The 16,973-nt window shown below is 66.9% G+C and carries 20 protein-coding genes; 18 read left to right on the forward strand and 2 right to left on the reverse strand.

The genetic code is table 11. The features are described 5' to 3' along the window. Positions 1-50: 50 nt before the first annotated feature. The gene (locus tag LXT13_RS20315) at positions 51-545 is read right to left on the reverse strand and encodes a hypothetical protein (protein WP_233373875.1); all 495 of its coding nucleotides are present in this window, start codon (positions 543-545) and stop codon (positions 51-53) included. 287 nt (positions 546-832) lie between these two features. Between LXT13_RS20315 and LXT13_RS20320 the strand changes: the two genes are divergently transcribed. The 14 genes from LXT13_RS20320 (at position 833) to nifA (ending at position 13,560) form a co-directional block, all read left to right on the forward strand. Next, positions 833-2,056, forward strand: a complete 1,224-nt coding sequence (locus LXT13_RS20320; RefSeq protein WP_233373876.1) for an IscS subfamily cysteine desulfurase — start codon at positions 833-835, stop codon at positions 2,054-2,056. 28 nt (positions 2,057-2,084) lie between these two features. After that, the gene (iscU, locus tag LXT13_RS20325; RefSeq protein WP_233373877.1) at positions 2,085-2,507 is read left to right on the forward strand and encodes a Fe-S cluster assembly scaffold IscU; all 423 of its coding nucleotides are present in this window, start codon (positions 2,085-2,087) and stop codon (positions 2,505-2,507) included. Positions 2,508-2,592: 85 nt separating this feature from the next. After that, the gene (gene erpA / locus LXT13_RS20330; protein WP_233373993.1) at positions 2,593-2,961 is read left to right on the forward strand and encodes an iron-sulfur cluster insertion protein ErpA; all 369 of its coding nucleotides are present in this window, start codon (positions 2,593-2,595) and stop codon (positions 2,959-2,961) included. A 16-nt stretch (positions 2,962-2,977) separates the two neighbouring features. Beyond that, on the forward strand, positions 2,978-3,301 hold the full coding sequence (locus LXT13_RS20335; RefSeq protein ID WP_233373878.1) for a HesB/IscA family protein: 324 nt from the start codon (positions 2,978-2,980) through the stop codon (positions 3,299-3,301). A gap of 41 nt (positions 3,302-3,342) precedes the next feature. Continuing rightward, positions 3,343-5,253, forward strand: a complete 1,911-nt coding sequence (gene hscA / locus LXT13_RS20340) for a Fe-S protein assembly chaperone HscA (protein WP_233373879.1) — start codon at positions 3,343-3,345, stop codon at positions 5,251-5,253. Between the two features lie 10 nt (positions 5,254-5,263). Further along, positions 5,264-5,644 carry an ISC system 2Fe-2S type ferredoxin gene (gene fdx / locus LXT13_RS20345; protein WP_233373880.1) on the forward strand — a complete coding sequence of 127 codons (381 nt, stop codon included), beginning with the start codon at positions 5,264-5,266 and terminating at the stop codon, positions 5,642-5,644. Between the two features lie 233 nt (positions 5,645-5,877). Then, the gene (nifV, locus tag LXT13_RS20350; RefSeq protein ID WP_233373881.1) at positions 5,878-7,032 is read left to right on the forward strand and encodes a homocitrate synthase; all 1,155 of its coding nucleotides are present in this window, start codon (positions 5,878-5,880) and stop codon (positions 7,030-7,032) included. Positions 7,033-7,044: 12 nt separating this feature from the next. Further along, complete coding sequence (gene nifW, locus LXT13_RS20355) at positions 7,045-7,383, forward strand: nitrogenase stabilizing/protective protein NifW (protein WP_233373882.1); 339 nt, start codon at positions 7,045-7,047, stop codon at positions 7,381-7,383. A gap of 10 nt (positions 7,384-7,393) precedes the next feature. Then, a complete protein-coding gene (locus LXT13_RS20360) occupies positions 7,394-8,245 on the forward strand; it encodes an electron transfer flavoprotein subunit beta/FixA family protein (RefSeq protein ID WP_233373883.1) in 852 nt (283 codons plus the stop codon). A 34-nt stretch (positions 8,246-8,279) separates the two neighbouring features. Then, a complete protein-coding gene (locus LXT13_RS20365) occupies positions 8,280-9,404 on the forward strand; it encodes an electron transfer flavoprotein subunit alpha/FixB family protein (protein WP_233373884.1) in 1,125 nt (374 codons plus the stop codon). A gap of 17 nt (positions 9,405-9,421) precedes the next feature. Further along, positions 9,422-10,729 (forward strand): FAD-dependent monooxygenase, encoded by a 1,308-nt coding sequence (locus LXT13_RS20370; protein ID WP_233373885.1) that lies wholly within the window; start codon positions 9,422-9,424, stop codon positions 10,727-10,729. Positions 10,730-10,773: 44 nt separating this feature from the next. After that, positions 10,774-11,064 carry a ferredoxin family protein gene (locus LXT13_RS20375; RefSeq protein ID WP_233373886.1) on the forward strand — a complete coding sequence of 97 codons (291 nt, stop codon included), beginning with the start codon at positions 10,774-10,776 and terminating at the stop codon, positions 11,062-11,064. 10 nt (positions 11,065-11,074) lie between these two features. Continuing rightward, positions 11,075-11,593, forward strand: a complete 519-nt coding sequence (locus tag LXT13_RS20380; RefSeq protein WP_233373887.1) for an Rrf2 family transcriptional regulator — start codon at positions 11,075-11,077, stop codon at positions 11,591-11,593. Between the two features lie 197 nt (positions 11,594-11,790). Continuing rightward, positions 11,791-13,560: a nif-specific transcriptional activator NifA gene (gene nifA, locus LXT13_RS20385; RefSeq protein ID WP_233373888.1), complete on the forward strand. Its 1,770-nt coding sequence runs from the start codon at positions 11,791-11,793 to the stop codon at positions 13,558-13,560. 501 nt (positions 13,561-14,061) lie between these two features. On the opposite strand, the gene LXT13_RS20390 is transcribed toward nifA, so the two are convergent. Further along, complete coding sequence (locus LXT13_RS20390) at positions 14,062-14,529, reverse strand: nuclear transport factor 2 family protein (RefSeq protein WP_233373889.1); 468 nt, start codon at positions 14,527-14,529, stop codon at positions 14,062-14,064. Positions 14,530-14,596: 67 nt separating this feature from the next. Between LXT13_RS20390 and LXT13_RS20395 the strand changes: the two genes are divergently transcribed. The 4 genes from LXT13_RS20395 to LXT13_RS20410 all read left to right on the forward strand — a co-directional run bounded on the left by LXT13_RS20395 (position 14,597) and on the right by LXT13_RS20410 (position 16,630). After that, the gene (locus LXT13_RS20395; protein WP_233373890.1) at positions 14,597-15,229 is read left to right on the forward strand and encodes a TetR/AcrR family transcriptional regulator; all 633 of its coding nucleotides are present in this window, start codon (positions 14,597-14,599) and stop codon (positions 15,227-15,229) included. 370 nt (positions 15,230-15,599) lie between these two features. Further along, complete coding sequence (locus LXT13_RS20400) at positions 15,600-15,893, forward strand: YlcI/YnfO family protein (protein WP_233373891.1); 294 nt, start codon at positions 15,600-15,602, stop codon at positions 15,891-15,893. After that, positions 15,890-16,213, forward strand: coding sequence for a type II toxin-antitoxin system RelE/ParE family toxin (locus tag LXT13_RS20405; protein WP_233373892.1), 324 nt, complete (start codon positions 15,890-15,892; stop codon positions 16,211-16,213). The genes LXT13_RS20400 and LXT13_RS20405 overlap by 4 nt, the downstream gene beginning before the upstream one ends. Positions 16,214-16,288: 75 nt before the next feature. Continuing rightward, a complete protein-coding gene (locus tag LXT13_RS20410) occupies positions 16,289-16,630 on the forward strand; it encodes an immunity protein Imm33 domain-containing protein (protein WP_233373893.1) in 342 nt (113 codons plus the stop codon). Positions 16,631-16,973 lie beyond the last annotated feature (343 nt).

Here is a 16,973-nt window from a genome sequence, read left to right on the forward strand (position 1 = left end):
GCCGCGGCGGCATCGGCCACCTCAGACCGAGGGCCCCTGTGGCCGGCATCTCAGCCCAGCGAGGCCAGCAGCCGGGCAATGACTTCGTCGCCCACGCGCGCACCGCCGGTGTCCAGCCGAGCGATTTGCGCGAGCAGCTCGGCGGCTTCGTCCGGCAGTTGTCGTCGCAACGCGATGAAGGCGAGCGCCTTCAGCGTGAACAGCCAGAAGCGCGCCGGGCCGTTTTGCTGGAAGTCGACGCCGGCGGGTACGGTCTGCGGCGTGACGCGGCGCCAGTCGGTGTCCAGCCCGGCCTGGCGTGCCGCTTCGAGCAGGCCGCGCGTGGCCGCGGCGTGGGCCTGGTCGAACTCGCGCCGGCCGGCATGGTGCTTGTACAGCGCGTAGTAGATGGGCAGCACCGTTGGCGCCAGCGCGCGGGCCGTCCACAACAGCGAGCCCACTTCCTCCCTGGGCGCCGCGGCGGCTCGCTCCAGCAGCGGGCGGATGCTGGCGGGCACGTCGCCGCCGAAGTAGGCATCGGAACTCTCACCGGTGAAGAGGTTCATGGCGCGTGAGTCAGAGTTGTGGCGGCTGCCAAGGGCAAGCAAGCGCCGCGCCCAAGGCTGTGCGCCGGGGTACCGTGGCCCGCGCAGCAAATGTCGCGTCGCGGTTGCGACAAAACCGACAGCTTCGTGCGGCGACCCGCGGCGTTACCGCACGACAAAAGCACCCGGCAGCGCCAAGTCTTTGATCTGGGTCAGGTTTTCTCGAAAGCCGCGGGCGTCGATGCCTTGGCACGCTCCTTGATTAAAGAGAGCCATACGCACCCGCGGTCGCCCTCAAGGAGATGTGCATGGACCTGAAGCTGGACGCCAAACCGATCTACCTCGACTACGCGGCGACCACACCCGTCGACCCCCGCGTCGTGCAGAAGATGGTGCCTTACCTGTACGAGAACTTCGGCAACCCGGCGTCCCGCAGCCATGCCTACGGCTGGGCGGCGGAGGAGGCGGTGGAGATCGCCCGCGAGCATGTGGCCAAGCTGATCGGTGCCGACCCGCGCGAGATCGTCTGGACCTCGGGCGCCACCGAGTCCAACAACCTCGCCATCAAGGGCGCGGCGCAGTTCTACAAGTCCAAGGGCCGCCACCTGATCACCGTGAAGACCGAGCACAAGGCCGTGCTGGACACGATGCGTGAGCTGGAGCGCGAGGGCTACGAGGTCACCTACCTCGACGTCCAAGCGGACGGCCTCGTCGACATGGAGGCGCTGAAGGCCGCCATCCGGCCCGACACCATCCTCGTGTCGGTCATGTTCGTCAACAACGAGATTGGCGTGGTGCAGGACATCGCCGCCATCGGCGAGCTGTGCCGCAGCAAGGGCATCATCTTCCATGTCGACGCGGCCCAGGCTGCCGGCAAGGTCGTCATCGACTTGGGCGAACTGAAGGTGGACCTGCTGAGCCTGTCGGCGCACAAGATCTACGGCCCCAAGGGCATCGGTGCGCTGTACGTGCGCCGCAAGCCGCGTGTGCGCATCGAGGCGCAGATCCACGGCGGCGGCCACGAGCGTGGCATGCGCTCGGGCACGCTGCCGACGCACCAGATCGTCGGCATGGGCGAGGCCTACCGCCTTGCGCACGAGGGCATGGCCGCCGAGAACGAGCGCGTTCGCATGCTGCGCGACCGGCTGCTGAAGGGGCTGTCCGACATCCCCGAGATCCGCGTCAACGGCGACCTCCACCAGCGCGTGCCGCACAACCTGAACGTCAGCTTCACCTTCGTGGAGGGCGAGTCGCTGCTGATGGGTATGAAGGGCATCGCCGTGTCGTCGGGCTCGGCCTGCACGTCGGCGAGCCTGGAGCCCAGCTACGTGCTGCGCGCGCTAGGCCTGCCCGACGAGGTGGCGCACAGCTCCGTCCGTTTCTCCATCGGTCGCTACACGACCGAAGCCCATGTCGACACCGCCGTGCAGCGCGTGGCCCAGACCGTGGCCCGGCTGCGCGAGCTGAGCCCGCTGTGGGACCTGCACTGCGCCGGCGTGGACCTCAACACCATCCAGTGGGCAGAGCATTGAGCTGCCTTATCAATAGACGGAGCACCCCATGGCCTACAGCGACAAAGTCATCGACCACTACGAGAACCCCCGCAACGTCGGCGCCTTCCAGGCGGACGACGAGGACGTCGGCACCGGCATGGTCGGCGCGCCGGCCTGCGGCGACGTCATGAAGCTGCAGATCCGCGTCAACCCGGCCACCGGGCTGATCGAGGACGCCAAATTCAAGACCTACGGCTGTGGCTCGGCCATCGCTTCCAGCTCTCTCGTGACCGAGTGGGTGAAGGGCAAGACGCTGGACCAGGCGCTCGACATCAAGAACACGTCGATCGCCGAAGAGCTGGCGTTGCCGCCGGTCAAGATTCACTGCTCCATCCTGGCCGAGGACGCCATCAAGGCGGCCGTGGCCGACTACCGCCAGCGCCGCGGCGAGGCGATCGAGCAGCCCGTCTGCAGCCCCGCAGCCGCCTGACGCCCCCCATCCCCTCATCCAGGAGTTCCCCATGTCTTCTTGCCAGACCCACGCTACCGGCTCGTCCTGCTCCACGTCCTCGGGCATGCCTGCGGCGGCCGTGCCCTTCACGCTGCCGGAAGGCGCGCCGCTCCTCAAGGTCAGCGACGCCGTCGTCAGCAAGGTCAGCGGCATGCTGGCCGAGGAGGGCGATCCCAACCTCAAGCTGCGCATCTTCGTCACCGGTGGCGGCTGCTCGGGCTTCCAGTACGGCTTCGCCTATGACGAGGAAACCAAGGCCGACGACACCACCATCGAGGCCGGCACGCTGAAGGTCGTCGTGGACAACAGCAGCCTGCAATACATGCTGGGTGCGGAGATCGACTACGAGGAGAGCCTCGAAGGCTCGCGCTTCGTCATCCGCAACCCCAACGCCGCCAGCACCTGCGGCTGCGGCAGCTCCTTCTCCGTCTGACCTTCGGGAGCCCGTCATGAGCCTGACCGTCACCCCCAAGGCCGCCAGCCAGATCCAGAAGGCGCTGACGCAGCGCGGCAGCGGCTACGGCCTGCGCATCGCCGTGAAGACCAGCGGCTGCTCCGGTTACGCGTACGCACTGGAGTTCGCCGAGGCGCCCGCGCCCGACGATCACCAGTTCACGACCGAAGGCGTCACGCTGCTGGTAGACGCCCAGAGCCTGCCGATGGTCGACGGCACCCAGCTCGACTGGGTTCGCGAGGGCCTCAACGAGGGCTTCAAGTTCCACAACCCCAACGCCACCGCCAACTGCGGCTGCGGGGAAAGCTTCGCAGTCTGACGACCGCGGTGCGCTGACCCACGACGACTCGGAGAAACGCCATGGCCTTGCTGCAGATCGCCGAACCCGGCCGGGCGGCGGCGCCACACCAGCACCGGCTCGCAGTCGGCATCGACCTGGGCACGACCAACTCGCTGGTCGCAACCGTGCGCAGCGGCGTGCCCACCGTGCTGGAGGATGCACGGGGCCGCCGGCTGCTGCCGTCTGTCGTGCACTACGGCGCAGACGGCCGCGTGCTGGTGGGTGATGAGGCCTGCATGCGGGCTGCGCAAGACCCGCAGAACACGGTGGCCTCGGCCAAGCGTCTTATCGGCCGTGCGCTAGCCGACATCAAGCCCGGCACGGTGCCCTACGAGGTGCAGTCGCTGGGTGCCGGTGCCGTGGGCGTGCCGACGCAGCTGGGGCTGAAGTCGCCGGTGGACGTGGGCGCCGAGGTGCTGCGTGCGCTGCGCGACCGCGCCGAGGCATCGATGGGCGGCGCGCTTGTCGGCGCCGTCATCACCGTGCCGGCATATTTCGACGACGCCCAGCGCCAGGCGACGAAGGACGCCGCCCAGCAGGCCGGCCTCAACGTGCTGCGCCTGCTCAACGAGCCGACGGCGGCGGCCGTCGCCTACGGGCTAGATACCGCCAACGAAGGCGTCTACGTCGTCTACGACCTCGGCGGCGGCACGTTCGACGTGTCCATCCTGCGGCTGTCCAAGGGCGTGTTCGAGGTGCTGTCCACCAACGGCGACGCGATGTTGGGCGGCGACGATTTCGACCAGGCCATCGTCGACTGGTTCTGCGCGCAGGACGCCGCCGTCGCCTGGACGGCCCGCGATGCCGCCGCGCTGCGCGCCGCCGCCCGCCAGGCCAAGGAAGCGCTGACGACTGCTGTTGAAGCGCCGCTGCGCTGCGAGCGTGTCGATGGCGCCGTGCAGATCGCGCGGCTGACGCGAGACGAGTTCGAGGCGTTGGCCCGCCCGCTGGTGGAGCGCACGCTAGCACCGGTCAAGCGCGCGCTGCGCGATGCGGGCCTGCGTGCGCCCGAGGTCGATGGCGTCGTGCTGGTGGGCGGCGCCACGCGCATGCCCGTCGTACGCCGTGCCGTGGCCGACCTGTTCGGCCGCGAGCCTTTCACCGGCATCGACCCCGATCAGGCCGTGGCGCTGGGCGCCGCCATCCAGGCCGACCAGCTGGCCGGCAACCGCGCCGCGGGCGACTCGGGGCTGCTGCTGCTCGACGTGTGCCCGTTGTCGCTGGGCATCGAGACCATGGGCGGGCTGGTCGAGAAAATCATCCCGCGCAACAGCACGGTGCCGACGGCGCGCGCGCAGGAGTTCACCACGTTCAAGGACGGCCAGACGGCGATGGCCATCCATGTCGTGCAGGGCGAGCGCGAGCTGGTCAGCGAGTGTCGGTCGCTCGCGCGCTTCACGCTGCATGGCATACCGCCGATGGTGGCGGGCGCCGCGCGCATCCGCGTGACGTTCCAGATCGACGCCGACGGGCTGCTGTCGGTGCGTGCCAGCGAGCAGACGACGGGCGTGCAGACGCATGTGGAGGTCAAGCCCAGCTACGGCCTTGGCCACGACGCTGTGGCGGAGATGCTGCGCTCGGCGATGCAGAGCGTCGAGAGCGATGCCGCGGCGCGCCTGCTGCGCGAAGCGGAGATCGAGGCGCGCCGGCTGCTGGACGCGGTGGAGGCTGCCATCGCCCAGGACCAGCAGCTGCTGCTGCCGCGCGAGCAGTTCGGCATCCTGCGCGCGATGCAGGGCGTGGCCGACGAATTGGCGCAGTGCGCCGAGAGCGAGGGCCAGACGCTGCCCGAGCAGAAGCTGCAGCGCGAGCAGTTGCGTGCCGCGACGGAGGCGCTGAATCAGGCCACTACCGCCTTCGCCGGCCGCCGCATGGACGCCCGCGTGCGCGAGGCGCTGGCCGGCCGCACGATGGACCAGATCTCGGTTTGAAAGCCCACCCATGACCCAGACCGCGTCTTCCCCCGACACTACCGCCACGGTGGTCACCACGAAGGTCACCGTCCTGCCACATCCGGAGCTTTGCCCCGCCGGCCTGAACTTCCAGGCGCGGCGCGGCCGCAAGCTCGTCGACGAGCTGCTGGAGGCCGGCGTGGCCATCGAGCATGCGTGCGAGAAGGTCTGCGCCTGCGCCACCTGCCACGTGCATGTACGGGACGGCGCGCAGGCGCTGACCCCGCCCGACGACGAGGAAGAAGACCAACTCGATGACGCCTGGGGCGTGGACGCGCAGTCGCGCCTGGCCTGCTGCATCAAGGTTCGTGGCGAGGCCCTCGTCATCGAGCTGCCGCGCTACACGAAGAACCACGCACGCGAGAAGTAGCGCGCCATGGCGGGCGCCCGTCACCGCACAACGCGATGCCGCCCCGAGGGCGGCATCGTCGTTTATGGCGCGCGCAGGCGTACTGGCGAACCTGTCGACAAGCGAACAATTCCCACATGGTCGCCGGGCCCGGTGGGAGCAGCACAAAGCCCCGCCAAATCAATGGCTTAGCGTGTTCTGCGGCATGGCACAGCCTTTGCGATGAAGAGGGCAAGACTCGGAGTTGTCACCCCATGCAAACCGCCTCGCATCCCTGGCCTTGTACGTTGAACGACACGACGCTGCGTGATGGCGAACAGACCGCCGGCGTCGCCTTCTCCCGTGACGAGAAGCTGGCCATCGCCCATGCCCTCGACGGAGCCGGCGTGCCGGAGCTGGAGGTGGGCATCGCGGCGATGGGCACGACGGAGATCGACACCATCCGCGCCATCACACATGCCGGCCTGCGCGCGCGGACGATGGTGTGGGCCCGCATGTCGCAGCTGGACCTGCACGTCGCGGCGGAGTGCGGCGCCGACGTCGTCCACATGTCGGTACCGGTGTCGGACCAACAGATCAGTCGCAAGCTGCGCCGGGACCGCGCCTGGGTGCTGGCCACGGTGCAGCGCTGTGTGGCCGATGCGCGCGATGCCGGTCTTGTGCCCAGCGTGGGGCTGGAGGACGCCTCGCGGGCCGATGACGACTTCCTCGCGCTCGTCGCCGGCACGGCCGAGGCCGCCGGCGCGATCCGTGTGCGCTTTGCCGACACGCTGGGCCTGCTGGACCCGTTCACCACGCGCGAGCGCATCGAGCGCCTGCGTGCGGCGACCGACCTGGAGATCGAGATCCACGCCCACAACGACCTGGGCCTGGCCACGGCCAACACGCTCGCGGCCATCCGGGCCGGCGCCACGCACGCGAGCACGACAGTCAACGGCCTGGGCGAGCGTGCGGGCAATGCCGCGCTGGAAGAGGTCGTCATGGGGCTGCGGCACCTGTACGGCATCGAGAGCGGTGTCGACACGCGTTCGCTCGTCAGCCTGTCGCAGCGTGTTGCCGCCGCCTCGGGCCGCCCGGTGCCCCCGGGCAAGTGCATCGTCGGGGAGGCTGTGTTCTCTCACGAGTCGGGCATCCACGTCGACGGGTTGCTGAAGGACCGCCGCAACTACGAGACCTTCGACCCCGCGGAAGTGGGCCGCAGCCATTCGCTGGTGCTGGGCAAGCACAGCGGCTCGGCCGGTCTGCGGCTGGAGTTGCAGCGGCTGCAGCTCGACGTGGCCGACCACGTCCTCGAACCCCTGCTGGCCCGCGTTCGCGACCACGCGATGCGCACCAAGCGCCAGCTCGACCGTGCCGAACTGCGCCACCTCATCAACGAGGTGATCCGCACCCCCCGCCATCACGCCTGAAGGAGACGATCCATGGACCTCATGCAACAACTCAAGGCGCTGTCGAGCGCCAATGAATTTCTCGAGTTCTTCGGCATCGACTACGACGAGCGCGTCGTGCACGTGAACCGTCTGCACATCCTCAAGCGCTTCTACCAGTATCTGCACCGCGCCGAGGGGCTGGCAGCGATCGACGATGAGATCGAGCTCTTCCGCCGCTACCGCGAGATGCTGCGCCAGGCCTACCTGGACTTCACCACCTCGACCGCCGCGCAGCAGAAGGTCTTCAAGGTGTTCCAGGACGTCGATGGCAAGCAGCACGTCACCCTCGACAGCCTTCGCCAGAGCCTTCCCCGCCGCGCTGCGGCCTGAGGAGCCCATCATGCACATCGTCGTCTGCATCAAGCAGGTCCCGGACTCGGCGCAGATCCGCGTCCACCCCGTGACCAACACCATCATGCGTCAGGGCGTGCCGGCCATCGTGAACCCCTACGACCTGTTCGCGCTGGAGGAGGCGCTGCGCCTGAAGGACCAGTTCGGCGGCCGCGTCACGATGCTGTGCATGGGCCCGCCGCAGGCGGAAGAGGCGCTGCGCAAGTGCATCAGCTTCGGTGCGAGCGATGCGGTGCTGGTGACCGACCGCGCCTTTGCCGGTGCCGACACGCTGGCCACCAGCTACGCGCTCACCGCTGCCATCCGCAAGATCAGCGAGGAGCAGCAGGTGGATCTCGTCTTCACCGGCAAGCAGACCATCGACGGTGACACGGCGCAGGTCGGCCCCGGCGTGGCCAAGCGGCTGGGCTGGAACCTGCTGACCTACGTCAGCAAGATCAACGAGGTGGACCTCGACGGCCGCAGCATCACCGTGGAGCGTCGCGCCGAAGGCGGCGTGCAGCGCCTGAAGACAACGCTGCCCAGCCTCATCACGATGCTGGAGGGCACGAACGAGATGCGCTTTGCCACCATGGACGACATGCTGCGCGCCGCCCGCGTGCCGGTGCGCAAGTGGAGCAAAGACGATGCCGGCATCGAGGACATCACCAAGATCGGCCTCAAGGGCAGCCCGACGATCGTCAGCAAGGTGTTCGCGCCCAAGCCGCGCAAAGAGCGCGCGGAGATGCAGACGGTGGACGACGGCGTCAACGTCAACGACGTGTGCCTGAACCTGCTTCAGAAGATCTTCACCACCCATCCGACGCTGGAGCAGGAGACGGTCGACCGTCTTAGCGCCTGAGCCCACGCCACCGCAGCACCGACAGGAGAACACCATGGCAGAACCCGACAAGCCCGCGATGGCGGCCGCGGCCGCCGCTGGCGCAGCCAAGACGGCCGGCCGTTCCGGCCGCAGCACCGAGCTGCCTGAACACCTGAAGGCCTACAAGGGCGTGTGGGTGTTCATCGAGCACGACCGCGGCCAGGTGCACAGCGTCAGCTGGGAGCTGATGGGCGAGGCCCGCAAGCTGGCCGACAAGCTGGGCGTGGATGTCAGCGGCGTGCTGCTGGGCGGGCCGAACGACCCGCTGGAGAACTATGCCAAGGAGGCCTACGCGTACGGCGCCGACCACGCCTACATCATGCGCGACCCGGTGCTGCAGGGCTACCGTAACGAGCCCTTCACGAAGGGCATGACCGACCTCGTCAATACCTACCAGCCCGAGATCCTGCTGCTGGGCGCGACGACGATGGGGCGCGACCTGGCCGGCTCTGTCGCCACGACGCTGGCCACGGGCCTGACGGCCGACTGCACCGAGCTGAACATCGACGGCCGGGCGCTCGCCGCCACGCGGCCGACGTTCGGCGGCTCGCTGCTGTGCACGATCATGACGCTGGCCTACCGGCCGCAGATGGCCACGATGCGCCCGCGTACCGCCGCCATGCCGCGCCGCGATGACACGCGCACGGGCGACATCATCCGCAAGGACCTGGGCTTGGTCGAGACCGACATCGTCACCAAGCTGCTGGAGTTCATTCCCGACGCCAACCGCAACACGGTGAACCTGGCCTATGCCGACATCATCGTGACCGCTGGCAAGGGCCTGAAGAACGCCGACAACTGCAAGCTGGTGTGGGACCTGGCCCGCGTGCTGGGCGCCGAGGTGGGCGCCACGCGCGCCGTCACGCAGGCCGGCTGGCTGGAAGCCGAGCGCCAGGTCGGGCAGACCGGCAAGACCGTGCGACCCAAGCTTTATATCGCGGCCGGCGTGTCCGGCGCCATCCAGCACCGCGTGGGCATGGAGTCCAGCGACATCATCGTCGCGATCAACACGGACCCCAACGCGCCGATCTTCGATTTCGCCCACCACGGCATCGTCGGCAATGCAATGCAGGTGCTGCCGGCGCTGACGCAAGCCTTCCGCACCCATCTCGACAAGCGCGTCCGCAAGGTCGCCTAACCCCGAGGAGAACCATCATGGCCAAGGAACACTTCGACGCGATCGTGGTTGGGGCCGGCCCTTCGGGCAATGCCGCCGCCTACACGCTGGCCAAGGCCGGCCTCAAGGTGCTGCAGATCGAGCGAGGCGAGTACCCCGGCAGCAAGAACGTGCAGGGTGCCATCCTGTACAGCGACGCGCTGGAGAAGATCATCCCGGACTTCCGCGACGACGCGCCGCTGGAGCGCCACATCATCGAGCAGCGCATGTGGATGCTCGACGACAACAGCTTCGTCGGCACCCACTACCGCAGCGACGACTACAACAAGCCCCCCTACAACCGCTACACGATCATCCGCGCGCAGTTCGACAAGTGGTTCTCCAGCAAGGTGCGCGAAGCCGGTGCGCTGCTGATCTGCGAGACCACCGTGGAGGAACTGCTGCTCGACGGCGACCGCGTGGCCGGCGTGCGCTGTGACCGCCTGGGAGGCGAGGTGCATGCCGACGTGGTGATCCTGGCCGACGGCGTGAACTCCACGCTGGCGCGCAAGGCCGGCTTCCACGGCGAGCTGTCGCCCAAGAGCGTGGCGCTGGCCGTCAAGGAGATCCTGTTCCTGCCCGAGGAAACCATCCAGGCGCGCTTCAACATCAAGGAAGAAGAGGGCGTCGTCATCGAGATGATGGGCTCTGTCACCGAAGGCATGGTGGGCACGGGCTTCCTCTACACGAACAAGGACTCGCTGACGATCGGCGTCGGCTGCATGCTGGCCGACTTCAAGGCCAACCCCAAGCGCACGTCACCGTACGAGCTGCTGGAAAAGCTCAAGACCCACCCGTCCATCGCCCCACTCATCGAAGGCGGCGAGATGAAGGAGTACTGCGCCCACCTGATCCCCGAGGGCGGCTTCAACGCCGTGCCGCGCATCTACGGCGAGGGCTGGATGATCGTTGGCGACTCCGGCGGTTTCGTGAACGCTGCGCACCGCGAGGGCTCCAACCTGGCAATGACGACCGGGCGCCTGGCCGCCGAGACGGTCATCGCCGCCAAGGCCGCTGGCAAGCCGCTGTCCGCCAAGACGCTGAAGGCCTACAAGGACGCTCTGGACGATAGCTTCGTCATGAAGGACCTGAAGAAGTACCGCCACATGCCCGAGGTGCTGGAGAAGAGCCCGCAGTTCTTCACGACCTATCCCGCGCTCGTCAACCGCGCCGCCAAGACCATGTTCACCGTGGACGGCGTGGACAAGCTGACCAAGCAGCGTGAAGTCACCGGCAGCTTCCGCGCCGCCCGCAAGCTCACCGGCCTGGTGGGCGACGCGCTGAAGCTCTGGAAAGCCACCCGCTGACCCTTGTCATCCCCCTTGTGCCCCCGCCGCTGAGGAGCCCCGCCATGAACGTCAACGTCGAAGAAAAGCTGTTCCAGAACCGCTACAAGGTCGACCACGGCCGTCCGCACATCAAGATCAAGGATGCCGACGTCTGCACCAACGACTGCGAGAGCCAGCAGTGCACCTTCATCTGCCCCGCAGCCTGCTACAAGACCGAGGGCAACGGCCGCGTGACGCTGATCACCGACGGCTGCCTGGAGTGCGGCAGCTGCCGCGTCATCTGCACCGAACACACCAACGTCGCCTGGGAATATCCCCGGGGCGGCCACGGCATCCTGTTCAAGTTCGGCTGAAAGGTCTCCCATGCTGCACTTCACTCTCAACAGCCGCGCCTGCATCGCCGCCGCGGCGATGGTGGATCTCGAACTGCACTCAGGCGCCGGCCCGGTGTCGCTGACGCCACTGGCAGAGCGGCTGGACGTGTCGCTGTCCTACCTGCAGCAGATCATCGCGGCGCTGCGCCGGCACGGCCTGCTGAATTCGGTGCGAGGCCCGGGCGGCGGCTACCAGCTGGCGCGCGCGGCTTGCGATATCAGCGTGGCCGACATCGTCACCGCGGTGGACGAGGATGCCGAGGCCCGCAGTGGCGACACCAAGTCCTACGGCAACTGGCCCTGCCTGAGCCAGCGCATGGCCGAGGCGCTGGCCTCCGTGTCGCTGCAGGAACTGGCCGACGAGCAGCCGCGGCCCGTGGTGCACGAGCCCAAAACCGACGCGGCGCCTGCACTGCGGCGGGGCATCTCCACAAGGCCGGTGCTCAAGCCGGTGGCCGTGCCGGCCTTTGCCAACTCGATCTTTGCGTTGACCGAAGCGCTGAAGTGATGCGCTTTCCCGGGCGAACAGCCCGCGGCGCTTGATCTAAGTCAATTCGGGAGCCGACCCTTCGGGCGCTTGGGCCGGGCTTCCGCTTTCGGGCCGATTTCTTGCATTCCTCGCGATGGCAGGGGCGGTGATCCAGCCGGCATGTGCCGGGATGGAGCACCGCTGGATCGGACCGTCAACCGCGAGGCAGTAGCAGCATGGTTCCCGCGCCCCACCCCGAACGATCCCATGTCGAGCTCATCACCATCTATGAGATCTGCCGCATCCTCGGCGCATCTCTGGATCTGGACCGGAGCTTCCGCGACGCACTGAACGTCCTGACCGTCCACCTGCAGCTGGATCGGGCCATGATCGTGCTGGCCGACGAGACAGAGGACAAGGCTGCAACCGAGGCGCAATCACTCCGGGTACACAGCGCTGCCGGCCTGAGCCGCGAGCAGGTCGAGCGTGGTGTCTGGCGGCGCGGCGACGGCATCATCGGGCGCGTCTTCCAGTCGGGCGTGCCGGCCACCGTCACCAACATTGCGGAGTCCACCGAGTTCGTCGACCGCACCGGCGCCTTTGGTGCGCAGGAGGGCCGACTGCTGTGCTTCCTCGCCGTGCCGCTGGTCAGCGACCACACGGTCGTCGGGGTGCTGGCCGCGCAGCGCGAGGTCGCCGGCAAGGCGCGGCTCAGCGACGACCAGCGCGTGCTGAAGATGGCCGCCACGCTGCTGGCCCAGGCCTTCGTGCTGGCGCGGGCCGTCACGGCCGAGCACCAGCGCCTGCAGCTGGAAACGACTCGGCTGCAGAAGGCGCTAGCCCCGGAACCGCGAGGCCGCTACACGCTCGACAGCGTTGTGGGGACGTCGCCGGAGATGCAGCGCGTGTTCGCAGAAGTCCACCAGGCGGCGCCCACGCGCTCCACCGTGCTGCTGCGCGGCGAGAGCGGTACCGGCAAGGAGGCGATTGCGCGGGCCATCCACTTTCACTCCACCCGTCGCGAAGGGCCCTTCATCAAGGTCAACTGCGCAGCGCTCACCGAAAGCCTGCTGGAGAGTGAACTCTTCGGCCACGAGCGCGGTGCCTTCACCGGCGCGGCAGGGGACCGCAAGGGTCGCTTCGAGCAGGCGCATGGCGGCACGCTGTTCCTGGACGAAGTGGGCGACATCAGCGGGTCATTCCAGGCCAAGCTGCTGCGCGTGCTGCAGGAGCGCGAGTTCGAGCGCGTGGGCGGCAATCGCACCATCAAGGTGGACGTGCGCCTCATCTGCGCTACCAACCGCGACCTAGAGCGCATGGTCAAGCGTGGCGAGTACCGGGCGGACCTGTACTACCGCATCAACGTCGTCAGTATCTTCCTGCCGCCGCTGCGAGAGCGCCGCAGCGACATCCCGCCGCTGGTGGCCCACTTCCTGGACCGCTATAACAAGGAGAACCGGCGCAAGCTCAAGGTCAGCCCTGACGCGATGGATGTGCTGACGCACTGCTACTGGCCGGGCAATGTGCGCGAGCTGGAGAACTGTATCGAACGCACCGCCACCATGGCCGAGGGCGACGTCATCCGCGCGGTGGCCTTCCCGTGCCGGCAAAACCGCTGCCTCACGCAGACGCTGCACAACCTCGAGAAAGAAGACGCCGTCGCCGCCGTCGCCCCGGTGCATGTCGTGCGCATCCCGATCAAGGAGACGCCGCGGCCCTCGGCGCCGTCGCCGCAGCCTGAAGCGATGGACGACGACTACGAAGACGAGGACGACGACATCGATGGTGGTTCGGATAGCGTCGTGCGCATCGGCCCCACGGAACGACTGCCTGCGGTGCCCCGCCAATTTGGCAATGAGCCGCCGATGGGTGAACGCGAACGCCTCATATGGGCCATGGAGCAGTGCGCCTGGGTGCAGGCGAAGGCCGCCCGGCTGCTTCACGTGACGCCGCGGCAGCTGGGGTATGCGCTGCGGAAGTACAACATCGAGGTGCACAAGTTTTGAAGGGCGCCTAGGGCGTGGACGCGCCTATTCATTGGGCCTCACTCTGGTGAGTGCAGCTAGCTCTGTATGCGGCCCTGCAGCGGCCCCGGTCTGTCGGCGCCCGCCGCGTTGGTCACGCTGTGAGGCGCATTGCTGTCGTTGAGGGCGAGAACGCGGCCCCCGTCGCAGTGACCGGTCAGCGAACTGAAGCCGCCGTTCGCCGCTCATCCATGCGTCGATGCCGGTGGGCCAGGGGGCGACCGACTGCTTGGTCCGTGGCGACCGGCAAATCACGACGCGTTGTCGACACGGGTCTGATCGATTCGCAAGCGCGAAAGCAGTCGTTGGGCCAGCTTCCGCGAATCGGTCGTCGCAGCTCTTTGAATGCTCGAAGTCCCGAGCTGCACAGAACTCGTGACCGGCATTTGATCAAGTGCACCGCTTCAATTCATGGTGCAGGCGGGTGGCTGGTTCCGCGACGCTGGGGCTCGGCTTGCACGCGTCCGACGTGCTGCCTTAAGGTCAAAGGCCCAGCGCTGTGAGTCCTGGATGGTCATCCGGGCGCCGGCCGAGCGGCCAATGGAATTTGCGGTCTTCGAACTTGATCGGCTGGTCGTTAATGCTCGCGTGGCGATGCGTCATCAATCCCTGTTCGTTGAACGCCCAGTTCTCGTTTCCGTGGCTGCGGAACCAGTTGCCGGCGTCGTCGTGCCACTCGTACGCAAACCGCACTGCGATGCGATTGCCGCCGAAGGCCCAGAGCTCCTTGATCAAGCGATAGTCCAGTTCCCGCGCCCACTTGCGCTCCAGCAGTGCTTGCGCCTCGGCGCGACCACGAGGGAACTCCGCCCGATTGCGCCAGACGGTGTCTGGGCTGTAGGCCAGCACGATGCGTGCAGGATCGCGGCTGTTCCAGCCGTCTTCGGCCAAGCGAATCTTCTGAACGGCCGTTTCAAGGGTGAATGGCGGCAGCGGAGGGCGGGTGTCCATGGCAGTGGCTTTCATTGAAGGGTAGGGATCGGCCGCAGACCGGCGGCATGTAGACAGATCTGTCTACATGCAAATTCTGATGCATGTAGACAAGTCTGTCTATAGTGCGAGCATGACCCCACGTAATGATGTGAACACCGGCGGCCTGCCCGCAAGAGAACGCATCCTGCGCACGGCGCACGACCTCTTCTATGTCGAGGGCCTGCGGGCCACCGGGATCGACCGCGTCATCGCCGAGGCCGGCGTGACCAAGGTGACCTTCTACAGACACTTCCCGAGCAAGAACGACCTCATCCTGGCGTACCTGAAGCTTCGACATGAGCAGTGGATGACGTGGTTCACCGAGGCTTTGGCGCGCCACGGTGGCGTGTCACAAGGCGCACAGGCGCTGCCGCCCGCGCTCAACGAATGGTTCAGTGGTCAGGCTCTCGGCGGTTTCCGCGGCTGTGCCTTTCTCAACGGCGTCAGCGAGATGGGGACCGCGATCCCTGCGGTCGTTGAGGCCACCCGTCAGCACAAGCAGCAGATGACTGAGGCCATCGAAGCCTTGTTGCCGCCGTCGGGCCAGCGGAGGCAGACGGCCGAGGCCTTGGCCATCGCCGTGGAGGGCGCCATCGTGCAGGCCCAGTACAGCGAGGATCCGGCACTCGCGCTGCGCGCACTCCAGTTCACTGCCGATCAGTTGGACCACAAAGCCTGAATGCGACTGGAGGTCAGCCTGTTCTGCGCATTGCAGCCTGGGAAGAGATTCGCTGAGAGACGCGTTCCGGTAAGCGCCACCCGACGCCCTGTCGTTGATCTTCCGCGCTTAAGGGCTGCTTGCCTCGGGGCTGCTTTCCCGACGCCAACGGCAGCAAGGGATCGACAAGACTCGATCACTGCCTTGAGGAGCGGACATCGGCCGTCGGCCGGCCCGGACGGCTGCTTCCTGCGATGACCGCGAGCGGATACTCTCGGCCCATAACCTGACAGTCGCGAGTGTCGGCTTACCGGCAGCTCACTTGTCGACCCAATCGGGGTGGCGCCTCAAGATACTTGCTTGTGCATCACATTTGCATTACATTGCCTGTATGAAGACCTCTACCCTCCCGGCCGTGCGTGTCGAGCCCGCGTTGAGAAGCGATGCCGAGGCCGTCCTTGACGAGGGCGAATCACTCTCTGATTTCGTCGCATCGTGCGTTCGCGATGGCGTTGCTTGGCGGCGAACGCAAGACGCCTTCCTCGCACGCGCCCGAGAGGCCGTCGAGCGTTCTGAGCGCGAAGACAGCGGGATCTCACCTCAGGAAGTGTTGCGGCAGATGGATGTTCGGCTCGAAGCGGCGCGTCAGCGACTGGCCGCAGGTAAGGCGAGCGCGGGGCAGTGACCGTCTTCCGCGTCATCCTCGCCGAGGAGGCCGCCGTCGACTTGTTGCGGATCGAAGATTTCATCATCGAGCGTGAGCTCACCAGCGCGACACCTGACCTCGAGGTCGTACGGCGCCTCAGAGATGCGGTCGACAAAGCCCTTCGACTGCTGGAGTTCTCACCGTACTCGTGCCGCAAGGCCACTCGTGCCGTGAACGACAAGCAACGTGAACTGATCATCCCCTTCGGGAGCGCCGGACTGATAGCCGCATTTGAAGTCCGCGGCGAGGTAGTCCGCATCGGTGCCATTCGCCATCAGCTCGAGCAGGACTACCACTGAGCCATCTCACCTTCGGCGATGGAAGGGCGGTGGCTTTCGAGTAGGCTGCATTACTAGTTGGCCCTAACTAAGTAGATGCAAATCTCCCGCGCACAGACGATTTGCGAGTGGGCACAGGGCCTGCCGCATTCACCTTCACCCGGCTCCAAGGTTGGCTTGGCCATCTCTTCCTTGAAGCGACAGCCGATTCACGGTATGCGCATTGCTCCTACCGAAACCACGAATGGCTGGTACATCTGGTGCGGTGAGCTGTCGGATGCCGATGACTTCTTCGCCCCACTGCACGTGGAGCATCTTGGCGAATCCTTGCCCGCTGCCGTTGAGTACCTCGACTTGCTGCCCGGCTATCGCTTTCTCATCGATAGCGAGAACTACGAGGAGGTCTGGTTCGACGCGAGTCTCCTGGAGCAGAGTTGAGCGTCCGCTAACGGGCGCCGAACCCAGCACCATCGACCGGCAGCAACGGGTCGATAGCGCCATTTCGAACCCACGAGCAGCAGACATTCCAGCGTGAGTCGACGAAGAGAGCCGCGGGCAGCCGCGCCGGATGACCGCAGCAATCTCAACACCGGTCGTTGAAGCCGTCAGCTGGCAGAGTGTGCCGGCGACTGCTTCATGCCAGGCAGCGTGAACTCGGTGGCTGCTCGCCGATGGCGGGAATCGCTGCAAAGCTGCCGGCCGCCGGCAGCGAACGGCGCTTCAGGGCTGGTCGCGGTCATTCACCCAACCGAACTGGCTGTCGGATTCTCAGTCCGGCCAC

The organism is Pelomonas cellulosilytica, assembly GCF_021353265.1.
GTDB lineage: Bacteria > Pseudomonadota > Gammaproteobacteria > Burkholderiales > Burkholderiaceae_C > Pelomonas > Pelomonas cellulosilytica.